Origin of the sequence: Burkholderia sp. JPY481, from assembly GCF_038900515.1 — a bacterium.
GTDB lineage: Bacteria > Pseudomonadota > Gammaproteobacteria > Burkholderiales > Burkholderiaceae > Paraburkholderia > Paraburkholderia youngii.
On record NZ_JAYMRT010000001.1, the window covers coordinates 179,917 to 201,352 of the forward strand.

19 protein-coding genes and 1 tRNA gene are annotated in these 21,436 nt (G+C 63.9%); 8 read left to right on the forward strand and 12 right to left on the reverse strand.

All coding sequences use genetic code 11. The features are described 5' to 3' along the window. Nucleotides 1–49 precede the first annotated feature (49 nt). Nucleotides 50–2,023 (forward strand): hybrid sensor histidine kinase/response regulator, encoded by a 1,974-nt coding sequence (locus VSR82_RS00895; RefSeq protein WP_429459364.1) that lies wholly within the window; start codon nt 50–52, stop codon nt 2,021–2,023. Between the two features lie 125 nt (nt 2,024–2,148). Here the strand turns inward: VSR82_RS00895 and mscL are convergent, their stop codons facing one another. The 4 genes from mscL to mfd all read right to left on the reverse strand — a co-directional run bounded on the left by mscL (nt 2,149) and on the right by mfd (nt 8,679). Beyond that, complete coding sequence (gene mscL / locus VSR82_RS00900) at nt 2,149–2,595, reverse strand: large conductance mechanosensitive channel protein MscL (protein WP_368585950.1); 447 nt, start codon at nt 2,593–2,595, stop codon at nt 2,149–2,151. Between the two features lie 99 nt (nt 2,596–2,694). Next, nucleotides 2,695–3,729, reverse strand: coding sequence for a threonine/serine dehydratase family protein (locus tag VSR82_RS00905; RefSeq protein ID WP_429459362.1), 1,035 nt, complete (start codon nt 3,727–3,729; stop codon nt 2,695–2,697). Between the two features lie 89 nt (nt 3,730–3,818). Then, nucleotides 3,819–5,051 carry an acetylornithine deacetylase gene (gene argE / locus VSR82_RS00910; RefSeq protein WP_410849147.1) on the reverse strand — a complete coding sequence of 411 codons (1,233 nt, stop codon included), beginning with the start codon at nt 5,049–5,051 and terminating at the stop codon, nt 3,819–3,821. A 148-nt stretch (nt 5,052–5,199) separates the two neighbouring features. Further along, on the reverse strand, nt 5,200–8,679 hold the full coding sequence (mfd, locus tag VSR82_RS00915; RefSeq protein ID WP_429459359.1) for a transcription-repair coupling factor: 3,480 nt from the start codon (nt 8,677–8,679) through the stop codon (nt 5,200–5,202). Nucleotides 8,680–8,798: 119 nt separating this feature from the next. On the opposite strand from mfd, the gene ispD reads away from it, so the two are divergent. Together ispD and ispF are read left to right on the forward strand one after the other, a co-directional pair. Beyond that, nucleotides 8,799–9,512 carry a 2-C-methyl-D-erythritol 4-phosphate cytidylyltransferase gene (ispD, locus tag VSR82_RS00920; protein WP_429459357.1) on the forward strand — a complete coding sequence of 238 codons (714 nt, stop codon included), beginning with the start codon at nt 8,799–8,801 and terminating at the stop codon, nt 9,510–9,512. Between the two features lie 82 nt (nt 9,513–9,594). Further along, nucleotides 9,595–10,074: a 2-C-methyl-D-erythritol 2,4-cyclodiphosphate synthase gene (gene ispF, locus VSR82_RS00925; protein ID WP_429459355.1), complete on the forward strand. Its 480-nt coding sequence runs from the start codon at nt 9,595–9,597 to the stop codon at nt 10,072–10,074. A gap of 34 nt (nt 10,075–10,108) precedes the next feature. Here ispF and VSR82_RS00930 read toward each other — a convergent pair whose 3' ends face one another. The 3 genes from VSR82_RS00930 to ompR form a co-directional block, all read right to left on the reverse strand. Then, the gene (locus VSR82_RS00930) at nt 10,109–10,657 is read right to left on the reverse strand and encodes a peroxiredoxin (RefSeq protein ID WP_368585945.1); all 549 of its coding nucleotides are present in this window, start codon (nt 10,655–10,657) and stop codon (nt 10,109–10,111) included. A gap of 76 nt (nt 10,658–10,733) precedes the next feature. Further along, nucleotides 10,734–12,083, reverse strand: coding sequence for an ATP-binding protein (locus VSR82_RS00935; protein ID WP_013089393.1), 1,350 nt, complete (start codon nt 12,081–12,083; stop codon nt 10,734–10,736). A 145-nt stretch (nt 12,084–12,228) separates the two neighbouring features. Next, entirely contained in the window at nt 12,229–12,963 is a 735-nt protein-coding gene (ompR, locus tag VSR82_RS00940; RefSeq protein WP_006048917.1) for an osmolarity response regulator transcription factor OmpR, read from the reverse strand. A 227-nt stretch (nt 12,964–13,190) separates the two neighbouring features. Between ompR and VSR82_RS00945 the strand changes: the two genes are divergently transcribed. Then, on the forward strand, nt 13,191–13,517 hold the full coding sequence (locus VSR82_RS00945) for a hypothetical protein (protein WP_176108610.1): 327 nt from the start codon (nt 13,191–13,193) through the stop codon (nt 13,515–13,517). Nucleotides 13,518–13,900: 383 nt separating this feature from the next. Here VSR82_RS00945 and VSR82_RS00950 read toward each other — a convergent pair whose 3' ends face one another. After that, the gene (locus VSR82_RS00950; RefSeq protein WP_498857444.1) at nt 13,901–14,167 is read right to left on the reverse strand and encodes a hypothetical protein; all 267 of its coding nucleotides are present in this window, start codon (nt 14,165–14,167) and stop codon (nt 13,901–13,903) included. A gap of 29 nt (nt 14,168–14,196) precedes the next feature. Between VSR82_RS00950 and VSR82_RS00955 the strand changes: the two genes are divergently transcribed. Beyond that, the gene (locus VSR82_RS00955) at nt 14,197–15,372 is read left to right on the forward strand and encodes a DUF1501 domain-containing protein (protein WP_429459351.1); all 1,176 of its coding nucleotides are present in this window, start codon (nt 14,197–14,199) and stop codon (nt 15,370–15,372) included. 36 nt (nt 15,373–15,408) lie between these two features. On the opposite strand, the gene VSR82_RS00960 is transcribed toward VSR82_RS00955, so the two are convergent. Beyond that, nucleotides 15,409–16,245 (reverse strand): squalene/phytoene synthase family protein, encoded by an 837-nt coding sequence (locus VSR82_RS00960; protein ID WP_368585942.1) that lies wholly within the window; start codon nt 16,243–16,245, stop codon nt 15,409–15,411. 230 nt (nt 16,246–16,475) lie between these two features. Between VSR82_RS00960 and VSR82_RS00965 the strand changes: the two genes are divergently transcribed. Beyond that, nucleotides 16,476–16,562: transfer RNA gene (locus tag VSR82_RS00965), tRNA-Leu, on the forward strand. 117 nt (nt 16,563–16,679) lie between these two features. Here VSR82_RS00965 and VSR82_RS00970 read toward each other — a convergent pair. From VSR82_RS00970 to VSR82_RS00980, 3 genes are all read right to left on the reverse strand, one after another. Beyond that, entirely contained in the window at nt 16,680–16,967 is a 288-nt protein-coding gene (locus VSR82_RS00970) for a hypothetical protein (protein WP_429459349.1), read from the reverse strand. Nucleotides 16,968–17,086: 119 nt separating this feature from the next. Beyond that, a complete protein-coding gene (locus tag VSR82_RS00975; protein WP_368585940.1) occupies nt 17,087–17,536 on the reverse strand; it encodes a MarR family winged helix-turn-helix transcriptional regulator in 450 nt (149 codons plus the stop codon). A 63-nt stretch (nt 17,537–17,599) separates the two neighbouring features. Then, entirely contained in the window at nt 17,600–18,745 is a 1,146-nt protein-coding gene (locus tag VSR82_RS00980) for a glycerate kinase (RefSeq protein ID WP_429459346.1), read from the reverse strand. A gap of 457 nt (nt 18,746–19,202) precedes the next feature. Here VSR82_RS00980 and tig point away from each other — a divergent pair, with 457 nt between their 5' ends. After that, complete coding sequence (gene tig / locus VSR82_RS00985) at nt 19,203–20,549, forward strand: trigger factor (RefSeq protein WP_368585938.1); 1,347 nt, start codon at nt 19,203–19,205, stop codon at nt 20,547–20,549. Between the two features lie 195 nt (nt 20,550–20,744). After that, entirely contained in the window at nt 20,745–21,398 is a 654-nt protein-coding gene (gene clpP / locus VSR82_RS00990; RefSeq protein ID WP_013089401.1) for an ATP-dependent Clp endopeptidase proteolytic subunit ClpP, read from the forward strand. Nucleotides 21,399–21,436 lie beyond the last annotated feature (38 nt).

The following is a 21,436-nucleotide window of genomic DNA, read 5'->3' on the forward strand; positions in this document are numbered from 1 at the left end:
AGCCGTTCATGACAACATAAGCACTGACCTTAGCCACAGAGCATTCTGCATGACCGAAGAAGTGTCCACGCCGCATGCCGCTTACGTGCTCGTCGTCGATGACGACGAGGGCATCCTGCGGCTCGCGCGCAAGTCGCTCGAACGCGCCGGTTGCCGGGTGGCGATCTGCGCCGGTGTCGAGGCGGCCCGCGAGCGGCTCGCGGGTGGCGGCCTCGATCTGCTGGTGCTCGACTATCAGTTGAACGGGCCGGAGACCGGGCTCGATTTCTTCCGGCGTCTGCGCGCGGAGGGCGTGCGCATTCCGGCGATCCTCGTGACCGGCTTCACCGACGAGTCGCGCGTGATCGAAGCGCTGCGCGCGGGCGTGTCCGACGTGGTGCCGAAGTCGGGCGACTATCTCGACTATCTGCCGGAGGCCGTGGAGCGCGTGCTGTCGCAGGTGCGGCTGCAACGCGCGTCCGACGAAGCACTGCTGCTGCGCGATCGCGAGCTGCATTACCGCACGCTGTCGGAGACCTTGCCGCACCTGGTGCTGACCTGCGATGCGGCCGGCGATTGCGACTTCCTGTCGAAGCAATGGTACGACTACACCGGCTTGCCCGAACACAGCTCGCATGGTCTTGCGTGGCTCGACGCCGTGCATCCCGACGATCGCGAGCAGATCCGGCAAAGCTGGCTCAAAGCCGTGGCGAGCCGCGACGGCGACTATCGGCACGAGATGCGGATTCGCCGCCACGACGGCGAGTACCGCTGGTTCGATATGCGCGTGGTCGCGTTGCGCGATGCCGATGGCAACGTCAGCAAATGGTTCGGCAGTTGTACCGACATTCACTCGCAGCGCGAGGCGATCGAGGAGCGCGAGCGGCTGCTCGAGTCCGAGCAGGCCGCGCGCCAGGCCGCCGAAGAAGCGAACCGCGCGAAGGACCGCTTTCTCGCGATGCTGTCGCACGAATTGCGCACGCCGCTCACGCCGGTGCTGGCGGGCGCGAGCGTGCTCGAGATGATTTCCGATCTGCCCGAGCAGGCGCGCGCGAGCGTGCGGATGATCCGCCGCAACGTCGAGCTGGAGGCGCGGCTGATCGACGATCTGCTCGATCTGACGCGCGTCGCGAACGGCAAGCTGCGGCTGTCGCTGGAAACCGTCGACGTGCACGACGTGATCGACAGCGTGCTCGAACTCTTTCGCAGCGAAATCCAGGTCAAGCAGCAGGACGTGCATGTCGACAAGCGCGCGACGCATCACTACGTGCTCGCCGATCGCGCGCGTCTGCAACAGATGCTGTGGAACCTGATTCGCAATGCCGCGAAGTTCACGCCGGACGGCGGCCACATCTATGTCCGCACGCGCGACGAACGCATGCAGGTGCAAATCTCGGTCGAAGACACCGGCATCGGCATCGAGCCGGAGCAGATCGGCAAGCTGTTCAACGCGTTCGAGCAGGGCGACCAGAGCATGACGCGACAGTTCGGCGGGCTGGGTCTCGGTCTCGCGATCACGAAGGCGCTGACCGACGTGCACGGCGGAACCGTGACCGCGCAGAGTCCAGGACCGCATTGCGGCGCGACCTTCACGATCACGCTGCCGACCGCGGCCGCGCCGGCCGCCGCGCCGCCGGTCATCGTGCCGAGCACGGTGCAGCCGGCGAGTTCGCTGACCGTGCTGCTGATCGAGGATCATGCTGATACCGCCGACGTGATGGCCCAATTGATGCGCGGCTTGGGTCATCAGGTGACGGTGGTCGGGCGCATCGACGATGCGCTTGCGGCGACGCAGTTGCAGAGCTTCGATCTGGTCGTCAGCGATGTCGGGTTGCCCGATGGCACCGGCCTCGATTTCATCGAGGCGTTTCGCGAACGTTCCGACGTGCCAGCCGTCGCATTGACCGGCTTCGGCACCGACGAGGACGTGCGCCGTTGTTTGAGTGCGGGCTTTACTTCGCATCTGACGAAGCCTGTCAATTTCGGCCAGCTCGAAGCGATGATCGAAAGCGCCGCGCAATTGAAGGCGCAAAAGAATGCGTGAAGCGCGATAAAGGGCAGTGCGCTGAAAGCAAAGTGAAAAAGACAAAGGCCTGTGGCGAAGTGAGTCGCAACAGGCCTTTTTTATTTCACCGACTCGGGTGTTTGAAACCGAGCTTTATTTAACAATTAACGCTGCTGGTTTTTTAGCGAATCGCGGATCTCGCGCAGCAGCAGCACATCTTCCGGCGTCGGCGGCGGTTCCGCCGGAGCAGCTTGCGGCTCCTTGCGCAGTTTGTTGATGAACTTGACCATCAGAAAGATGATGAACGCGAGAATGATGAAATTGATCGTCGCGGTAATGAACGAGCCGTAACCGAACACCGCCACGCCGGCCGTCTGCAGGTCTTTATACGATTCGGGGTTGCCTTTGTAAGTCGGCGGAATATGACCGAGGCGAACGAACAGATTGGAGAAATCGAAGCCGCCGGTAGCGAGCCCGACGACCGGCATGATCAGGTCTTTAACCACGGAATTAACAATGGTGGAAAATGCGCCGCCAATAATCACACCGACCGCCAGATCCATCACATTGCCTTTGAGGGCAAATTCTTTAAATTCCTGGATCATGCTCATACACACACCTCCCTGATATGAATAGCCGAATCATACCAACCTGAAGCGGATAGGCTAGTGCTTTGGTCCTGACGCAACAAGTGCATTCGCCGCGCGTCGTTAATGAGAAAACTGTGACTCGCCATGACGCGCACGCTCCAGATGCGCGGCAAAACTGACCGGGTCGATGTTCGCGCCGCACAGCAGCACGCCCACGCGTTTGCCCTGCAACTGTTCGCGCAACGGTCCGAGCAAGGCGGCGGTGGCGGCCGCGCAAGCCGGCTCGACCGCGAGCTTGAGCTGATTGAACAGGATCAGCATCGCTTCGCGCAACTGATCGTCGGACACCGTGACGAGCCGATCGATATGGCGGCGGCACAACTCGTAGCTGTATTGCTCGGTATGCGGCGACATCAGCGAATCAGCGATGCTGTACATATGGCCCATTCGGACCGTATGGTTGGCGGCAAAACTCTTGCTCATCACATCCGAGCCTTCGGGTTCGACGCCGTACACGTGTATGTTCGGATTCGCGAGCCGCAGCGCGGTGGAGACGCCGGCCGCGAGTCCGCCGCCGCCGATCGGCACGATCACCGCTTCGAGGTCGGGGGTTTGCGTCGCCCATTCGTAGCCGAGCGTCGCCGAGCCGAGCACCGTGCGATAACCGTTGAACGGATGCACGAAATAACGGCCTTCCTCGGCCTCGATGCGTCGCACCAGTTCGAACGCTTCGGCGAGATCTTCGGCATAGACGATGTCGGCGCCGTATGCACGGCACAACGCGACGCGCGCCGGGTTCGCCGCGCTGAACAGCACGACCTTCGCGCTGACGCCGAGCCGCATCGCCGCATAAGCGACCGCCACCGCGTGATTGCCGCCCGACACGCAGGTCACGCCAGCGCTCTTCTGCGCGTCGTCGAGCGCGAGCAGGTTGGTGAAGGCGCCGCGCGCCTTGAAGCTGCCGCCCGCCTGCAAGAGTTCGAACTTGAAATTGACGACGGTGCCGCGCAGCGACGAGAAGTCGAGCCGGTCGAACACCGGCGTGCGCGCGACCCACGGCGTCAATGCGAAATGCTGCGCGGCGATGTCGTCGAGCGTAGGGATCGGCTCGCCGTCGATCGTGTGATCCGTGTGCTGCTGCATGGCGCTGGACATGGCGGTCGCTCCGGAGTCGTCGATGTCGATCAGACCCGTGGCGCGGCGCGCAGGTTCACCGCGGCTGCGCGCCGCTGCAACGAGACGGGCTAAGCGGCGTCGACCGACATGCTGTGAATGAACTTGCGCAGGAAGCGCTCGCATGCGACGAGCTGCTCGAGCTCGACGAATTCGTTCGCCTTGTGCGCCTGCTGGATGTCGCCGGGACCGCAGACGATGCTCGGAATCCCCGCGTTCGAAAACAGGCCTGCCTCGGTGCCGTACGCAACCTTGCGCTTGTCCTGGTCGGCCGTCAGCGCGCGCACGAGTTGCGTGATCGCGGCCTGCTCAGACGAATCGAGTCCGGGTGCCGCGGCGATCTTCGTGATCTCGATCGCGGCGGATGGATGCTCGCGCAGCATTTTCGGCAGCAGCGTGTCGCGCGCGTAGCTGTCGATGCGCGCGAAGATCTGCTCGGGATCGAGCGTCGGCAGATTGCGGAATTCGAACTGGAACTGGCATTCGGCCGGCACCGTGTTGATCGCGTTGCCGCCCGTGATCGTGCTGGTCTGCGCGGTGCTGAATGGCACGTCGTACAGTTCGTCGAACGGGCCTTGCGCGCGGAACTGGTCGGCCATGTCGCGGATGTAGCAGATCAGGCGCGCCGCGTACTCGATCGCGTTCAAGCCCTTCGGTGTCAGCGACGAATGCGCGGCCTGGCCGCGCACGCAGCACTGATACGCGTTGATGCCCTTGTGCGCGATGATCGGGCGCATGCTGGTCGGCTCGCCGACGATACAGCCGTCCGGCTTCACGCCGCGCTTCATCAGATCGGCGATCATCAGCGGCGCGCCGACGCAGCCGACTTCCTCGTCGAACGACAGCGCGAAGTGGATCGGTTTCGCGAGCCTGGTACGCTGCATGTCCGGCACCAGCGCGAGCGCCGCGCCGATGAAACCCTTCATGTCGCAGGTGCCGCGGCCGTAGAGCTTGTCGCCGCGAATCTCAGGCTTGAACGGATCGCTGTCCCATTGCTGGCCGTCCACTGGCACGACGTCCGTATGGCCCGACAGCACGACACCGCCGTTCGTTTCGCCATCGTGCGCGGGAATCGTCGCGAACAGGTTCGCCCATTTGCCGCCCTTGCCGTGGGTCAGCGTCGCGTCGATACCGACCGCGCGCAGTTCGTCGCGCACGGTTTCGATCAGGCCGAGATTCGGATTGCGGCTCACCGTGTCCATCGACACGAGACGGGTGACCCAGGGCAGAGATACCGGAGAAGCGGGAGCAGCGGAGGAGGCGGACGACTGCGACGATTGCGCTGTTTCAGCGACGTGAGACATGACATGACTCCATCATTTTGTATCTATCGATCATATCCCATATTGCATTTTGGTAAGGTAGCCAAAAAGTCCGCCGTGCGTTGGCGCAGCGCAGCATCGATGCAAAAAACGGGGGACGTCCCCCCGTTTTATTGCTGCTTCAGGGCCCTCAGCGCGCGGGCGCCGCCGCCGTGCCGCGGCTCGGCGAACCGAGCGCGCGCAAGGTCTCCTTGACCGTCGCGACGCGCACCGCGAGATCCGGGCTGCGCGTTTCGATACGCAGCTTGTCCTGACCTGCGAGCTTGATGTGCTTGTGCTTCTGCACCATCTCGATGATCCGCATCGCGTCGACGGGCGGATTAGGGATGAACTGCAGGCCAATCACCGCTTCGCCGGCATCGATCTTCGAAATGCCGAGCGGTTTCGCGGCGAGCCGCAGACGATGCGTCTCCACCAGCGCATGCGCCTGCGGCGGCAGCTTGCCGAAGCGGTCGATCAGCTCCTCCTGGATGCCGTCGATCGAATCGCTGTGTTCGCAGTTCGCGAGGCGCTTGTACAGCGACAGACGTTCCTGCACGTCGCCGCAATAGTCCGACGGCAGGATCGCTGGCGAATGCAGGTTGATCTCGGTGGTCGCCGCGAGCGGCGCGGTGAGGTCCGGTTCCTTGCCGTTCTTGAGCGCCTTCACCGCGTCATTGAGCATGTCGGTATAAAGCTGGAAGCCGATCTCGTGAATCTCGCCCGACTGCTTGTCGCCGAGCACCTCGCCGGTGCCTCGAATCTCGAGGTCGTGCATCGCGAGATAGAAGCCCGAGCCGAGTTCCTCCATCTGCTGGATTGCTTCGAGCCGTCGTTGCGCCTGCTTGGTGAGCCCCTGCGGATCATGCACGAGCAGATATGAATACGCCTGGTGATGCGAGCGGCCGACGCGGCCCCGCAGCTGATGCAATTGCGCGAGACCGAATTTGTCGGCGCGATGGATCAGGATCGTGTTCGCGCTCGGCACGTCGATGCCGGTTTCGATGATCGTCGTGCACAGCAGCACGTTCGCACGTTGCGCGACGAAGTCGCGCATCACCCGTTCCAGTTCGCGCTCGTGCATCTGGCCGTGCGCGACCGCGATGCGCGCTTCGGGCACGAGTGCTTCGAGCATCTGCCGGCGGTTCTCGATCGTCTCGACTTCGTTGTGCAGGAAGTAGACCTGGCCGCCGCGCTTCAGCTCGCGCAGCATCGCTTCGCGAATCACGCTGTCTTCCTCGCGCCGCACGAAGGTCTTGATCGCAAGGCGTTTTTGCGGCGCCGTTGCGATCACCGAGAAGTCGCGCAGGCCTTCGAGCGCCATGCCGAGCGTGCGCGGAATCGGCGTCGCGGTCAGCGTCAGCACGTCGACTTCCGCGCGCAGCGCTTTCAGCGCTTCCTTCTGACGCACGCCGAAGCGATGCTCCTCGTCGATGATCACGAGCCCGAGCCGCTTGAACTGCACATCGGACGACAGCAGCTTGTGCGTGCCGATCACGATATCGACCGAACCTTCGTTGATCTGCTGGATCGCCGCGTTCACTTCCTTGGTCGACTTGAAGCGCGACAGCTCGGCGATGCGCACCGGCCAGTCGGAGAAGCGGTCACTGAAGGTTTGCGTGTGCTGTTCGGCGAGCAGCGTGGTGGGCGACAGCAGCGCGACCTGCTTGCCGCCCATCACCGCGATGAACGCCGCGCGCAGCGCGACCTCGGTCTTGCCGAAGCCGACGTCGCCGCACACGAGCCGGTCCATCGGCTTGCCGCCCGTCATGTCGCCGATCACGGCCGCGATCGCGGCGGCCTGGTCCGGCGTCTCCTCGAAGCCGAAGCTCTCGGCGAACTTCACATAGTCCTTCGGTTCGAGCGCGAACGCGTGGCCTTCGCGGGCGGCGCGGCGCGCGTACAGGTTGAGCAGTTCGGCGGCGGTGTCGCGGATCTGCTGCGCGGCCTTGCGTTTGGCCTTTTCCCACTGGCCCGAACCCAGCGAGTGCAGCGGCGCGCTTTCCGGATCGGCGCCGCTGTAGCGCGAGATCACGTGCAATTGCGCGACCGGCACGTAGAGCTTGCTGTCGCCCGCGTATTCGAGGTGCAGGAACTCGGTTTCGCCTTCGCCGAGGTCCATCGTCACGAGACCCATGTAGCGGCCGATACCGTGCTGCGAATGGACCACCGGATCGCCGACCTTCAGCTCGGACAGATCGCGCACCATCGAATCGACGTTGCTCGCCTGTTCCTGGCGGCGGCGTCCCGCGCGGCGCGCGAGCGGCCCGTACAGCTCGGTTTCGGTGATGATTGCGATGCCGTCGCCCGGCACCGCGAAGCCGTTCGCGAGCGGCGCGACGCCGAGCGAGAACGGCGCATCGCTCTTGAGCCAGTCGGCGAAGCTGTCGGCCGAGGCGGGCTTCAGCTGGTTGTCGGCGAGCAGTTGCAGCAGCGTCTCGCGGCGGCCCGCCGATTCGGCGGCAAACAGCACGCGGTTCGGCGTCGTGCTCAGGTACGCGCGCAGTGCCGAGACAGGGTCGTCGGCGTGACGGTCGATCGCGAGGTTCGGCAAAGTGATCGACCAGGCGCCGCCGCCGTTGCTGGGCAGCACGAGCCGTGCGAACGGCTTCGCGAACGTGAAGAAATCCTCGTCCGACAGGAACAGCTTCTGCGGTTCGAGAATCGGCCGGTCGCGGTCGTGCGACAGGAAGTTGAAGCGCTGCTTGGTGTCGTTGGTGAAGCGCCGGATCGCCGCGTCCAGATCGCCGACGAACGCGAGCTGCGAACCGTCGGGCAGGTAATGGAAGAGGGTGGCCGTTTCCTCGAAGAACAGCGGCAGATAGTATTCGATACCCGCCGACGGCACGCCGTTGCCGATGTCTTTATAGATCGACGCGCGGCTCGGATCGCCCTCGAAGGTCTCGCGCCAGCGGCTGCGGAATGCGGTGCGCGCGGCTTCGTCGAACGGGAATTCGCGGCCCGGCAGCAGGCGCACGTCCTTGACCGGATAGAGGCTGCGCTGCGTGTCGGGGTCGAACGCGCGGATCGAGTCGACCTGGTCGTCGAACAGGTCGATCCGGTAGGGCAGCGGCGAGCCCATCGGGAACAGATCGAGCAGCGAGCCGCGCACGCAGTATTCGCCTGGACGCACGACCTGGCTCACGTGCTCGTAGCCGGCGAGCGTCAGCTGCGCCTTCAGCTTCGCTTCGTCGAGCCGTTCGCCCTGCGAGAACGAGAACGTGTAGGCGGCGAGGAACGACGCCGGCGGCATCCGGTACAAGGCCGTCGTGGCCGGCACGAGCAGGATGTCGCAGCGGCCTTCGCCGAGATCGTGCAGCGTCGCGAGACGCTCGGACACGAGGTCCTGGTGCGGCGAAAACGTGTCGTAAGGCAGCGTTTCCCAGTCGGGCAGCAGGCGCACGCGCGCGTCGGGCGCGAAGAAGCCGATTTCCAGCGACAGGCGCTGCGCGTCGACCGCGCTTTCGCAGACCACCGCCAGCAGCGGCATCTTCTCTCGATAGCTGAGATGGTAGCGGGCGATCAGCAGCGCGTCGGACGAACCGCGCGTGCCGTCGAAGGCGAAACGCTGGCCGGCCTTGACGAGCGCGACGGGCGAGGAGGACTGCGAGGTTGCGGCGATGTCTGGCATAAAGGAGAGAAAGCGGCTCGGGGCTCACACGACGGCCAAGTTTACGCGTCCACGGGCGTGAATGCGAAGGACGTATTATAAAATCCGTCCTTTACTTTGACCTGGCGGCATCCGCACTCGTGACTTCCCGTCTCTTCGCCCTGATCCCGTGCGCGGGCACCGGCAGCCGTTCCGGCGCCGCGATGCCCAAGCAATACCGCACTGTCGCCGGCCGTGACATGCTGCATTACTCGCTCGCCGCGTTCGACGCGTGCAGCGAATTCACGCAGACGCTAGTCGTCATCGCGCCCGACGACCAGCACTTCGACGCGCGCCGCTTCGGCAATCTGCGTTTCGCGGTGCGGCGCGTCGGCGGCGCGTCGCGCCAGGCGTCGGTGCTCAACGGTCTGCACGCGCTCGCCGAGTTCGGCGCCCACGACGACGATTGGGTGCTCGTGCACGACGCAGCCCGGCCCGGCATCACGCCAGCGCTGATCCGCACGCTGATCGGAACGCTAAAGGACGACGCGGTCGGCGGCATCATGGCGCTGCCGGTCGCCGATACATTAAAGCGTATCGACCGCGCGTCGCCCGATGGCCGCATCGCCCGTACCGAGGCACGCGACGGCTTGTGGCAGGCGCAGACCCCGCAGATGTTCCGCATCGGCATGTTGCGCGAGGCGATCCTGCGCGCGCAGGCCGACGGCCACGATCTGACCGACGAAGCGAGCGCGATCGAATGGTCGGGGCATGCGCCGAAGCTTGTGCAAGGCAGTCTGCGCAATTTCAAGGTCACGTATCCGGAAGATTTCGATCTGGCCGAGGCGATTCTGAGCCGCGCCGGCGGTTCGTGATACCTCGTATTTGCTCAATAGAAAGATTTGAGAAGGCTTTAAAGAAGCTTTAAAAGCTTCAGCACTTGAGGATGTGACGCATATGGATTTCAGAATTGGGCAAGGCTACGACGTGCATGCGCTGGTGCCGGGACGCGCGTTGATCATCGGCGGCGTGACGATTCCGTACGAGCGTGGGCTGCTCGGTCACTCGGACGCGGACGTGCTGCTGCACGCGATCACCGACGCGCTGTTCGGCGCGGCCGCGCTGGGCGATATCGGCCGCCACTTCTCCGATACCGACGCGAAGTTCGCCGGCGCCGACAGCCGCGTGCTGTTGCGCGAATGCGTGGCGCGCGTGAAGGCGGCGGGTTTTGCGATCAGCAACGTCGATAGCAGCGTGATCGCGCAGGCGCCGAAGCTTGCGCCGCATATCGAAGGGATGCGCGCGAATATTGCGGCGGACCTCGGCCTGCCGATCGAGCGCGTGAACGTCAAGGCGAAGACGAACGAGAAGCTCGGGTATCTCGGCCGCGGCGAGGGCATCGAGGCGCAGGCCGCGGTGTTGCTGGTCAGGAACTGAGAGGGCTTTTTGTTTGAGTGACCGGCGGTTCCGCTTACAGCGTCGCGCCGCCGATCGTCCGATTGCTCGGACACAGTTCGTCCGTTTGCAGGCCGTCGAGGATGCGCAGCACTTCCTGGGGATTACGGCCCACGTATAGATTGTTGACCGACACGTGCTGGATCGTGTTGTCCGGATCGACGATATAGGTCGCGCGCAGCGCGACACCCGCCTCCTTGTCGCGCACGCCGAGCTGGTCGATCAGCTCGCCTTTCACGTCGCCGAACGAGTAGTGGTTGAGCCTGTCGAGCGCCTTGTCCTCGCGGCGCCACGCGAGCTTCACGTATTCATTGTCGACGCTGCCGCCGAGCAGCACTGCCTCGCGGTCCTCGAACTCCTTGACGAGCTTGCTGAAATCGACGATTTCCGTTGGGCAGATCAGCGAAAAATCCTTCGGATAGAAGTAGATGATTTTCCACTTGCCTGGAAACGATTGATCGGTGATGTATTCGAACGCCGAGACGCCGTGTTCTTCGTGATGATTGAAGCCCGGTTTCGCGGCAATGACGGTGAACGCTTCGAGTTTGTCGCCAACGGTTTTCATGCAAAGGCTCCTTCGGAAGTCGTACAAAGCGGCGTGCTTCGAATCACGACGGCGCGCCGTGTCGCGCGCCGTCGGCTCACGCGCTCTTTGCGAGCGGAAACTCGATCGTCACTTCAAGCCCAGGTCCGGGCGAGCGGTTGCGCAACCGCAGCGCGCCGCGATAACGCGCGACGAGCCGCTGCACGATCGCCATGCCGAGGCCCGTGCCGTTGGCCTGGGTGCGCGCCGAATTCACGCGATAGAACGGCCGCGTGACGAGCGCGAGCTGGTCTTCGGGAATGCCGGGGCCTTCGTCGACCACCGACAGTTCGACGCGCGAATGCGACACGCGCGTTTCGAGAATCACGTGTGGCACACCATCGCCGTCGCTAAGACCATATTTGCGGGCGTTCTCGAGCAGATTACCGACCACGCGGCGCATGTCGGTTTCATCGGCCTCGATCACCGCCGACGGAGCGAGCCGTGTGATCAGCCGCATGCTGTCCTCGCTTTGCATCCGCGCGGCGAGCTCGCTTGCGATCACCGACAGGTCGACCGGTTCCGGCACGCGCTGCACCGGACGCGCGTAGTCGAGGAAGCGGCCGATGATCATGTCCATCTGCTCGATGTCGTCGACCATCGCGTCCTTGGTGGCCTGATCGGACGGGCTCATTTCGGTTTCGAGCCGCAGCCGCGCGAGCGGCGTGCGCAGATCGTGCGAGATGCCCGCGAGCATCAGCGCGCGATCGGCCTCGAGCTGTTCGAGGTCGCGCACCATCTGGTTGAAGCTTCGATTGGTTTCGGCGGCGACGCCCATGCCGCGCTCGGGGAGCGGCTCGGGTGATTGCCCCGAGCCGACCCGGCGCGCGGCCATCGCGAGACGCGCAAAAGGCCGGTTCACCAGACTCGTGATGAACGCCGCGCCGAACAGCGACAGCGCAAGCGCGAACACGCCCCAGCCGGCCCACTGAAGGCCGGTCGCGTTATCGAGCTGATCGCGGTCGAGCGCGACCCAGTAGTCGTCGTCGTCGATCTTGAAGCTGATCCATACGCCGTTGATGTCGTTGACGCTCTGCGCGATCACGGTGTCGTCGCCGAGACGGCCGCGGATGTCGTGCTCGATCAGACGATTCAGCGATTCGTCGGGCTGGAGTTTGTATTTGTCGGTGGCTTCGCGCGGGTACACGCGCACCCCTTCATTGCTCTCCAGATCCTGCAGCAGCGCGCGCCGCAGGTCGGGATCGGAATAGAGGAGTGCGGTGCGCGTGAGTTTGACGATCGCGACGAGTTGCAAAGCCACGCGCTGCGCACGCGGCTCCCGCTCGATCACGCGAAAGCTCTGGAACCACGCGGCGAGACTGACTGCGATCAACAGCGCGATCAGCAGAAAGGTCCGCCAGAAAAGGCCGCCGAACGCGAGCGTCAGGAGGCGCCGGTCGATCCGCATGGGCCCTTCTTATCTGGAGTCAAAGACAGAAACTATATGGGACCGAAGCAGGCGCTTTGCATGGGACCAGGTGACGCACTGAAGCGCGAACTCTGATCGACAGCTAAAACGCCTACTCTGGTCGACATGAAAACGGAGCACAAACTCAGGCTGCGCCGTCGGGAATGAACACGTAGCCGAGGCCCCACACGGTCTGAATGAAGCGCGGACTGCCCGGATCCGGCTCGATCAGCTTGCGCAGACGCGAAATCTGCACGTCGAGGCTGCGGTCGAAGACTTCGTATTCGCGGCCGCGTGCGAGCTCCATCAGCTTTTCGCGCGACAGCGGCTGACGCGGATGACGGGCGAACACCTTCAGCACCGAGAATTCACCGGTGGTAAGCGGAATTTCCTGGCCGGCCTTGGTCAGCGTGCGGGTGGCGAGATTCAGTGCGAACTCACCGAACTCGAAAACCTCGGTGGTCTCGGACGGCGCGCCCGGCAACTCGGACGGCGACTGACGGCGCAGCACCGCGTGAATGCGCGCGACCAGTTCGCGCGGATTGAACGGCTTGGGCAGGTAGTCGTCGGCACCCATCTCGAGTCCGACGATGCGATCGACATCCTCACCCTTGGCCGTCAGCATGATGATCGGCGTACGGTCGTTGCTGCCGCGCAGACGGCGGCAGATCGACAGGCCGTCCTCACCGGGCAGCATCAGATCGAGCACCAGCAGATCGAAGCGCTCGCGCACCCAGAGCTTGTTCATTGACGGCGCATTTTCGGCGACGTAGACGTTAAAGCCCTGCTCACCGAGGTAGCGGCGCAGAAGATCGCGCAGGCGTGGATCGTCGTCGACGACGAGGATTTTCGAAGGGTTTTTGGTTTCCATGGTCGGCATCTTAGCGCGATTAGAAAGTGGTGCGCGGTTACACCATTTCTGGGGTTACAGTCAGTTACAAAATTTACCCGCGGTATGGCGTGACGTAAAGTATGCGCGTTTAGACTCCTTTACTGAATGCGGCTGTTCGGTGGATACTTCACTCGACAAAACTCTCGTACCCGGCTGTTACCGGGGTTTGTATACGCATCTGAGGTAGCCGGTTGCCGCGCCACGAAGGGAACAAAATGAAGGGAGGGGTTTGGCCAAATGTGCGCCTGAGCGTGATTGCACTGGCGGTTGCCGGTACGCTCGCAGGCACACTGGGCCCGACGCTCGCCCATGCGCAGCCGTCCGCGGATAGAGCGGCGAGCGAGCATGCGCCCCGCTCCGGCAATGGCAAACCCAGCCACCGCAACCCGAGCATCGATCACCCTGCTTCAGACGTGATGTTGCGTACCGCGGTTCCCCCTGACCTCGATCAACGTCGCCGAGACGGGCATATGACGCCCGAAGAGCGTCGGCTGCTGCGGCAGCACATCGAAGACGCCGTGCGCGAGTTGTACAAGCGTTGATCTCAGCGCGCGCATCGTCGCATGAGTAGTCCTGTTGCACCTTCCGCTTCCACTTCCTGATCCGCTGCTCCGTTGAGTCGCCAGCATCTGCTCGAGTTGTGACTCGTAATGGATCCGCGTTGGCGAACCATTTCAACGTGTGTGTTGAGCGTCGCGCGAAAGCTCCCGCAGCGAAGCGAAATCACCGCCTTCCGACTGGGTGTTCGAGCCGATTCCAATGCGTGCCGAGCGCATCACATGGAGGCCGGGTCAGCGTCGCGAGCAACGAATGCGGCTCGAACAGCGTTACGGACTATTACGTGCAAGCTGAGTGCGAGAGGGTCGAACATGCCTTCGCCGCCAGTCAAGTTCATGATCGGAGCGTTGCGCGCATTCGATGTCGGCTACGACGATACCTCGCGGTTCGTCGCGCCGATTCGCGCGTTCGGTCGCGGATCAATAGCTCGACGCTGCTCGCGCACAGGCAGTTCGTCGACCATCTGGTTCGCGCAATCAGCAGTGCAGGGGCGCCGCGCATGAATGGCGCGCCAGCGCTTGCCGCGAATCAGGTGCGCCCGCCGCTGCAGCGCGTCATGGCGCGCAATGGCCGGGGTGGCGTACGCTTTGACATCGCGATTTGGCTCGCGCATATGCAACGGGCGGCCCGACACGCGCCATCATGATCACGACGAGGTGCAGCATGAAACGACGCAGCTTTTTGTCGATGAGCGCGGCCGCCGGTGCATCGCTGTGGTTGTGTCGCGGGATCGGCGCAGAGGACGCGAACGCTGCGCAGTGGGGGGATGAATCGAAAGCGCCGTTCGTGCGGGGGCGTGGTTACAGCAACCTGCTGATACTGATCGAACTCAAAGGTGGCAACGACGGTTTGAACACCGTGATCCCGTTCGCCGATCCCGCGTACTACACGCTGCGCAAAAACATCGGCATCAGACGCGAACAGATGATCCAGCTCGACGAGCGCACCGCGCTGCATCCCGCGTTGCAGCCGTTGATGCCGTTGTGGCGCAGCCGGCAACTCGCGATCGTGCAGGGTGTCGGCTACGCGCAGCCGAACCTGTCGCATTTCCGGTCGATCGAGATCTGGGATACCGCGTCGCGCGCCGATCAGTATCTGCGGGACGGCTGGCTTACGCGCGCGTTCGCGATGAAGCCGGTGCCCTTCGATTTCGCGGCCGACGGCGTCGTCATCGGCAGCGCCGAAATGGGGCCGCTCGCAAATGGCGCGCGCGCGATCGCGCTGGTCAATCGCACGCCGTTCGTCGGGGCATCGCGACTCGCGACGCCGGTGCCTGAGTTGAAGACCGCGTTTCCAGGTGGCGCGTTCGGCAGTTCGATCAAAACGGCGATGCAGGTGCTGGCCGCTTCGGACAGCCGGAGGATGGTTGCGGCCGGACGCAAGCGAATGGAGCCGCCGTGGAGCGGCCAGGGCGTGGCCGTGATCCGGCTAACGCTGAACGGTTTCGATACGCACCAGAACCAGCGCGGACAGCACGCCGCATTGCTTCAACACTTCGCGGAAGGGATGGTGGCGATGCAGGCCGCGCTCGTCGAGTTGGGCCGCTGGAGCGATACGCTCGTGATGACGTATGCGGAGTTCGGGCGCCGTCCGCGCGAGAATGAGAGCAACGGCACCGATCACGGCACGGTGGCGCCGCACTTCGTGACGGGTGCTCGCGTGCGGGGCGGTTTGTATGGCGTATCGCCGATGCTCGCGCGGCTCGACGGAAATGGCAACCTGCCGGTCGGCGTGGATTTTCGCCACATTTATGCGACGGTGCTCGGGCCCTGGTGGGGGGTGGACGCATCGACGATTCTGCAGCAGCGGTTCGAGCCGCTGCCGTTGCTGCGGGTGTGAGCGGACGGGCGCGAATCGACGCGCCTCGCTGTCAGGCTACTTCGCGCGCCACGCGATCCATAGTTTGCGGATCGGCGTCAACGCGATGCGTTGATGCAGCACGTGATAGCCGTCGCGCTCGATTTCATCGAGCAGCGCCAACGCGAGCGCCGCGAGCGCGAGCAGCGTGCGCTGAGCGCGCCGCGCGCTGGCGGGCACCGCGGCGAGCGCGCTCTGCACGGCATCGCGCGCGCGGTGCGTCTCGAAGCGCATCAGCTCGGTGAACGCGTCGGTGTATTTGCGGTTGATCAGATCGGCGGCGGTGACGTTGTAGCGCTGCATCTCGTCGATCGGAACGTAGATGCGGCCGTGCCGCGCATCGTTGCCGGTTTCGGCGACGAACTGCGCGAGCATCAGCGCCTCGCCGAGCGGAGCCGCCCACGTCGACGCTTGCGCGGCATCGTCGGCCGATCCGGCTGCCGCAGCGCGCGACACCAGCGACGCAAAATTGCCGCCAACCCCGCGCACATAGCGGCGCAGGTTCGGATAGTCGAGATAGCGTGCCTGGTCGAGATCCATCTCGAAGCCCGCGAGCAGTTCCTGTAGAGCGGGATACTCGGCCTGCGCGTCGGGCAGGTAGGCCGCGAGCGCCTTGGACACCGGATGCGACGGCGAGCCCGCGGCGAGCGCCGCAATTTCTTTCTGCCACCACGCGAGCTTGGTGCGGCCGACCGCGGGATCGCTCGTCTCCTTGACCGTTTCCTCGAACTCGCGACGCAATGCGAAGAGCGCCGTCAACAGCGGCTGACTGGCTGCGCGCGCCTGGCGAAGCGCATAGTAGGTGCTCGATCCTGGGGGCGCCGCTTTCTGCTGGCAATAGTCGTCGAAATTCACGGGATGAGAGTGTGGGGAAGGGCTGGCGAGAAGGGCGCTGGCGTCCTTTGCGGCGCCCGTCCCGGCGAGCCGAAAATTGTAGCATCGGCGCCGCGCGCGCAGATACCGCTGGGTGCAGACAAGCGCGAATCAATCGGTTAGAATCTCGCGCTTACGCTTTCGGGCACGTTGTTTGGCGCGTCTGGAAGTGCACAGGACATCGGGCACGACGCATTGCGGCGTACCCGGCTGCGAGGGTGGCGAAATTGGTAGACGCACCAGGTTTAGGTCCTGACGCCCGCAAGGGTGTAGGGGTTCGAGTCCCCTCCCTCGCACCATTTATTGGAGTCAAGAAAACCCCGTCAAGTCCTTGGACCGGCGGGGTTTTTTCTTTGCTGCACGGTCTCTGCAGGGCCGCAGCATTGCCCCGCGGCCTGTCATTGCGAGCACGCGACTCAGGCGCCCGGTGTTCCCGGCGATTCCTGCGAACCCGGCAACTCCGCATGCGCGGCACCTTCGAGGAAGCGGCGCGTCGACTCGAATGCCTGCAGCATCTGGTCCGGCCACGGCGTTTGCAGCATCACGGCCTGATGATTTTCAAATGCCGACGACAGCAGTTTCGCCAGTTCCGGCGAACGAAGATGACGCAGCACGACGCTGACCGCGATTGCGGTTGCCTGGCTCGCGCCGGCGGTCTGGAGTTCCGACGCGGTGAGCGCCGCTACCTGTTTGTTGATGTCCACTGAAACGTCCCTGGATGAAAAAGAGGGTGAAGGCGCGTTCGCCAATGCTCAATTTTGACACGTGCCGCCCGATGCCGTGGGGGGGCGCTCTTCAAACATGGCCGGTTCGTCTCGCGCCATCACTCGCGCGCGTTCATCGCGCGGATCACCTTGTCGAGCGCCGCGCCGAAAGCGGCCCTTTCTTCTTCGTCTAGACAGTCGAACATATCGCCGTTCCATTTGCGCGCGATCGGCATCACCTTGCGATACAGCGCGCGGCCTTCCTGCGTGAGCGAGACCAGCACGACGCGGCCGTCTGCGGCGCTCGTCTCGCGCTGCACGAGTCCCTGCCGGATCAGCGCTTCGGCTGCGCGACTCGCCTGGCTTTTGTCCAGATTGGCATGGCGTGCCAGTTCCATGATCGAGAATGGTCCGAACGATCCCACCGACGCAATCACACGCGCTTCAGGCAGCGTTACGTCGAGCTTCGCCGCGTAGCGCGCGCTGATGCCGCGCTCGGCCAGTTTGTTCAAAACATGCAGACGATACGTGAGGAACTGCTCGAGCCCGGCTTTGGCGGAGTCCTTCATGGTCACCCCGTGATGAGTGGAACCGTCGTGGCGCTGTGATTGTTGCGGCAACCGTTTCGCGGGTCAACGCGCGCCGTATTTCAGGCGCGTCAACTGCTCGGCCTCGTTGGCGAGCAGGCGCGCTGTGTCGCGAATCGCGACGTCGAGCGCGATCGGCCCAGGCGCCGGCGAAAAGCAGCCGTTGAAGTGTTCGGCAAGACGCGGCAGTGCGGCGGGGTCGACCGCGCCGGACAGCAGCGTGGCGGGCACGCCCGCGGCTCGCGCATGCGCGCACGCGATGAAGGGCGCCTTGCCGTGCAGCGTCTGTACGTCGGAGCGGCCTTCGCCGGTGATCAGCCAGTCGGCGCCGGCGAGCGCCGCGTCGAGGCCGATTTGCCGCGCGACCGTTTCCGCGCCCGGCTCGAACTGCGCGCCGAGCATGTGCAACGCGAAGCCGAGGCCGCCTGCCGCGCCCGCACCCGGCAGGTCCCGCGCGCTGTGGCCGAGCGCGGCTTCGAGCAGATCGGCGAAGCGCGCGAGCGCCGCGTCGATCGGTGCGACCTGTTCGGGCTTTACGCCTTTTTGCGGTCCGAAGATCGCGGTCGCGCCGTGCTCGCCGGTCAGCGGATTGTCGACGTCCGACATGCCGACGAACTGCGTGTCGGCAAGCCGCGCGTCGAGCAGCGACGCATCGACCCGGGCCACACGTGCAAGCTGCTCGGGCGTGCCTTCGAGCGCGTTGCCTTGCGCGTCGAACAGTTGCAGGCCGAGGCCGGTCAGCAGACCGGCGCCGCCGTCGTTCGTGCTGCTGCCGCCGAGCGCGACGAAAAAGCGCCGCACGCCGGCGTCGAGCAGCGCGCGAATCGCTTCACCCATGCCGCGCGTGCTGCGCGCCTCGACCGGCACGCCCATGCCCACTGGGTCTGTAATACCGACGATTTCCGCCGTCTCGATGATTGCGCTGCCGTCCGCGAGCAGGCCTGTGAGCGCCGCGCGCGTCGGGCCGGCCGCGCCGCGCACGCTGAGCGTGCGGCGCTCGCCACCGCTCGTGAGCATGGCGTCGAGCGTGCCTTCGCCGCCGTCAGCCATAGGACAAATGCGCACGCTCGCGTCGGGGCGTGCACGCTGGATGCCGGATGCGATCGCCTGCGCGACCTGTTCCGCGCTGAGCGAGCCTTTGAATGAATCGGGAGCGATGACGACGACAGGCGAGGGCGACGAATTCGGCATGGTGTCTCTGAGAGGTTTGAGTCGTTGTAAGCGGTTGCTGGAGCCGATGAAGCGACCGGCAGCTGGTGACCGGCGGTGGCGGCCCGACCGAGTGCGTTAGCTTATCAGCATGGGGACGTCGGCTGAATATGTCGAAAGGCATAGGCAGGATCGCTGCAAACCGGATAGCGAGGCCAGCGACAAATCACGCTCGCTGTGCCAAAACCACCCGAAAATGCCCCGCAAAACGCGCAGAATGCAGGGAAAACTCGATGCATTCATCGAATCCCGGCTAGGCGCGCAAATAGTTTGCTAAAATATTTGGCTCTTTGGACTCAACCGTGCTGCCGGCGGCCTGCAAGCCCGCGGCGCAGGTGCGTGATCGATGCAATCGGCGCAAATCGATGCGAAGCGACATCGACGGGCAGCACGGAGAAGATAACTGATTCGCTCGAATAATTTTAGGACGATTGAAGCCATGGCTAACGTTGTTGAAAACCTCGGCAAGCTCGAACGCCGCGTGACGATTTCCCTGCCGAAGGATGCCGTGCAGAAGGAAGTGGATTCGCGTATCCGTCAACTCGCGAAGAACGTGCGCATGCCGGGTTTCCGCCCGGGCAAGGTGCCGCTCAAGATGGTCACGCAACAGTATTCGGGCCAGGTGGAAGCCGAAGTGCTGAGCGACAAGGTCGGCAAGGAATTCTTCGACATCAGCCGCGCCGAGAACCTGCGTGTCGCGGGTCAGCCGAGCTTCGCGCCGAAGACCGACGCCGCTGAAGGCAGCTACGCGTTCGACGCGACCTTCGAGGTGTACCCGGAAGTGAAGCTGGGCGACGTCGCCACGGCTGAAATCGAGCGCACCACCACCAGCATCAGCGAAGCGGAAATCGACCGCACGCTGGACATCCTGCGCAAGCAGCGCGTGCACTTCCACGCTCGCGGCGAAGCCGGCGAGCACGGCGACGGCGGGGCGGACACGGCCGCCAAAGACGGCGACCGCGTGACGGTCGACTTCGTCGGCAAGATCGACGGTGAAGCATTCCAAGGCGGTAGCGCCGAAGACTTCGGCTTCGTCCTCGGCGAAGGCCGCATGCTGCCGGAATTCGAAAAAGCCGCGTTGGGCCTGAAGGTCGGCGAGGCGAAGGAATTCGACCTGAAGTTCCCGGACGACTACCACGGCAAGGAAGTGGCGGGCAAGACGGCGCAATTCACGATCACGATGAAAAAGATCGAATGGCCGCATCTGCCGGAAGTCGACGGCGAATTCGCGAAATCGCTCGGCATCCAGGACGGCGATCTGACCAAGATGCGCGCCGAAATCAAGGACAACCTCGAGCGCGAAGCGAAGCGCCGCACGCAAGCCATCGTCAAGAACCAGGTGATGGACGCGCTGCTGAAGATCGCGGAACTCGACGTACCGAACGCGCTGATCGAACAGGATCAGGAACGCCTCGTCGCTATGGCTCGCCAGGATCTGGAGCAGCGTGGCGTGCCGAACGCCAAGGACGCGCCGATCCCGGCTGCAATGTTCAAGGAGCAGGCCGAGCGCCGCGTCAAGCTGGGCCTCGTGCTGGCCGAGCTCGTGAAGGCGAATGAACTGCAGGCGAAGCCGGAGCAGATTCGTGCCGAAGTCGACGAATTCGCGAAAAGCTACGAAGACCCGAAGGAAGTCGTCCGCTGGTATTATTCGAACCAGCAACGTCTTGCTGAAATGGAAGCGTACGTCGTTGAAGCCAACGTCGTCGACTTCGTCCTCAGCAAGGCCAAGGTGACGGACAAGGAAGTGAGCTTCGAGGAACTGGCAAGCGCAACGGCGCAAGCGTAAGCGTCGCTGCAACGGCGTGCCGGCTGTCGGAGCGACCGACGGCCCGCACGCCGTTTTTTTGCGCCGCGAGAGTGTGGGTGACGTACCGGATCTGTTTGTACGCGCACACAAGGACGGCACTTGAATACGGGCTCGTCGCACCAACCTGTGTCCAGCAGCTAATATTCAGAATATTTCCAGACAAGGATCCATTGCATGACCTTTCGCGCCCAAATGCTGGACACGTTGACCTCCCAGTCGTCCCGGGATCTCGAAGCGCAGGCACTCGGTCTGGTGCCGATCGTCGTGGAAACGAGCGGCCGGGGCGAGCGTTCGTATGATATCTACTCGCGTCTGCTGAAGGAACGCATTGTGTTCCTCGTAGGCGAAGTGAACGACCAGACGGCCAATCTGGTGGTTGCGCAGATGCTGTTTCTCGAAAGCGAGAATCCGGACAAGGACATCTACTTCTACATTAACAGCCCGGGCGGCTCCGTGTCTGCCGGTATGGCGATCTACGATACGATGCAGTTCATTAAGCCGGACGTTTCGACCCTTTGCATGGGCCTCGCGGCAAGCATGGGCGCGTTCCTGCTCGCGGCCGGCGCGAAGGGCAAGCGCTTTGCGCTGCCGAATTCGCGCGTGATGATTCACCAGCCGCTCGGCGGCGCGCGCGGTCAGGCATCGGATATCGAAATCCAGGCGCGCGAAATCCTGTACCTGAAGGATCGGCTGAATCACCTGCTCGCGCACCACACCGGTCAGCCCGTCGAGCGTATCGCGCGTGACACCGACCGCGACAATTTCATGTCCGGCGATGACGCGCAGGCGTACGGCCTTGTCGACCAGGTGGCGCACAAGCGTCCTTGATCTGGTACGGTTTTGCCACGCTGTTTTGCCCACGGTCG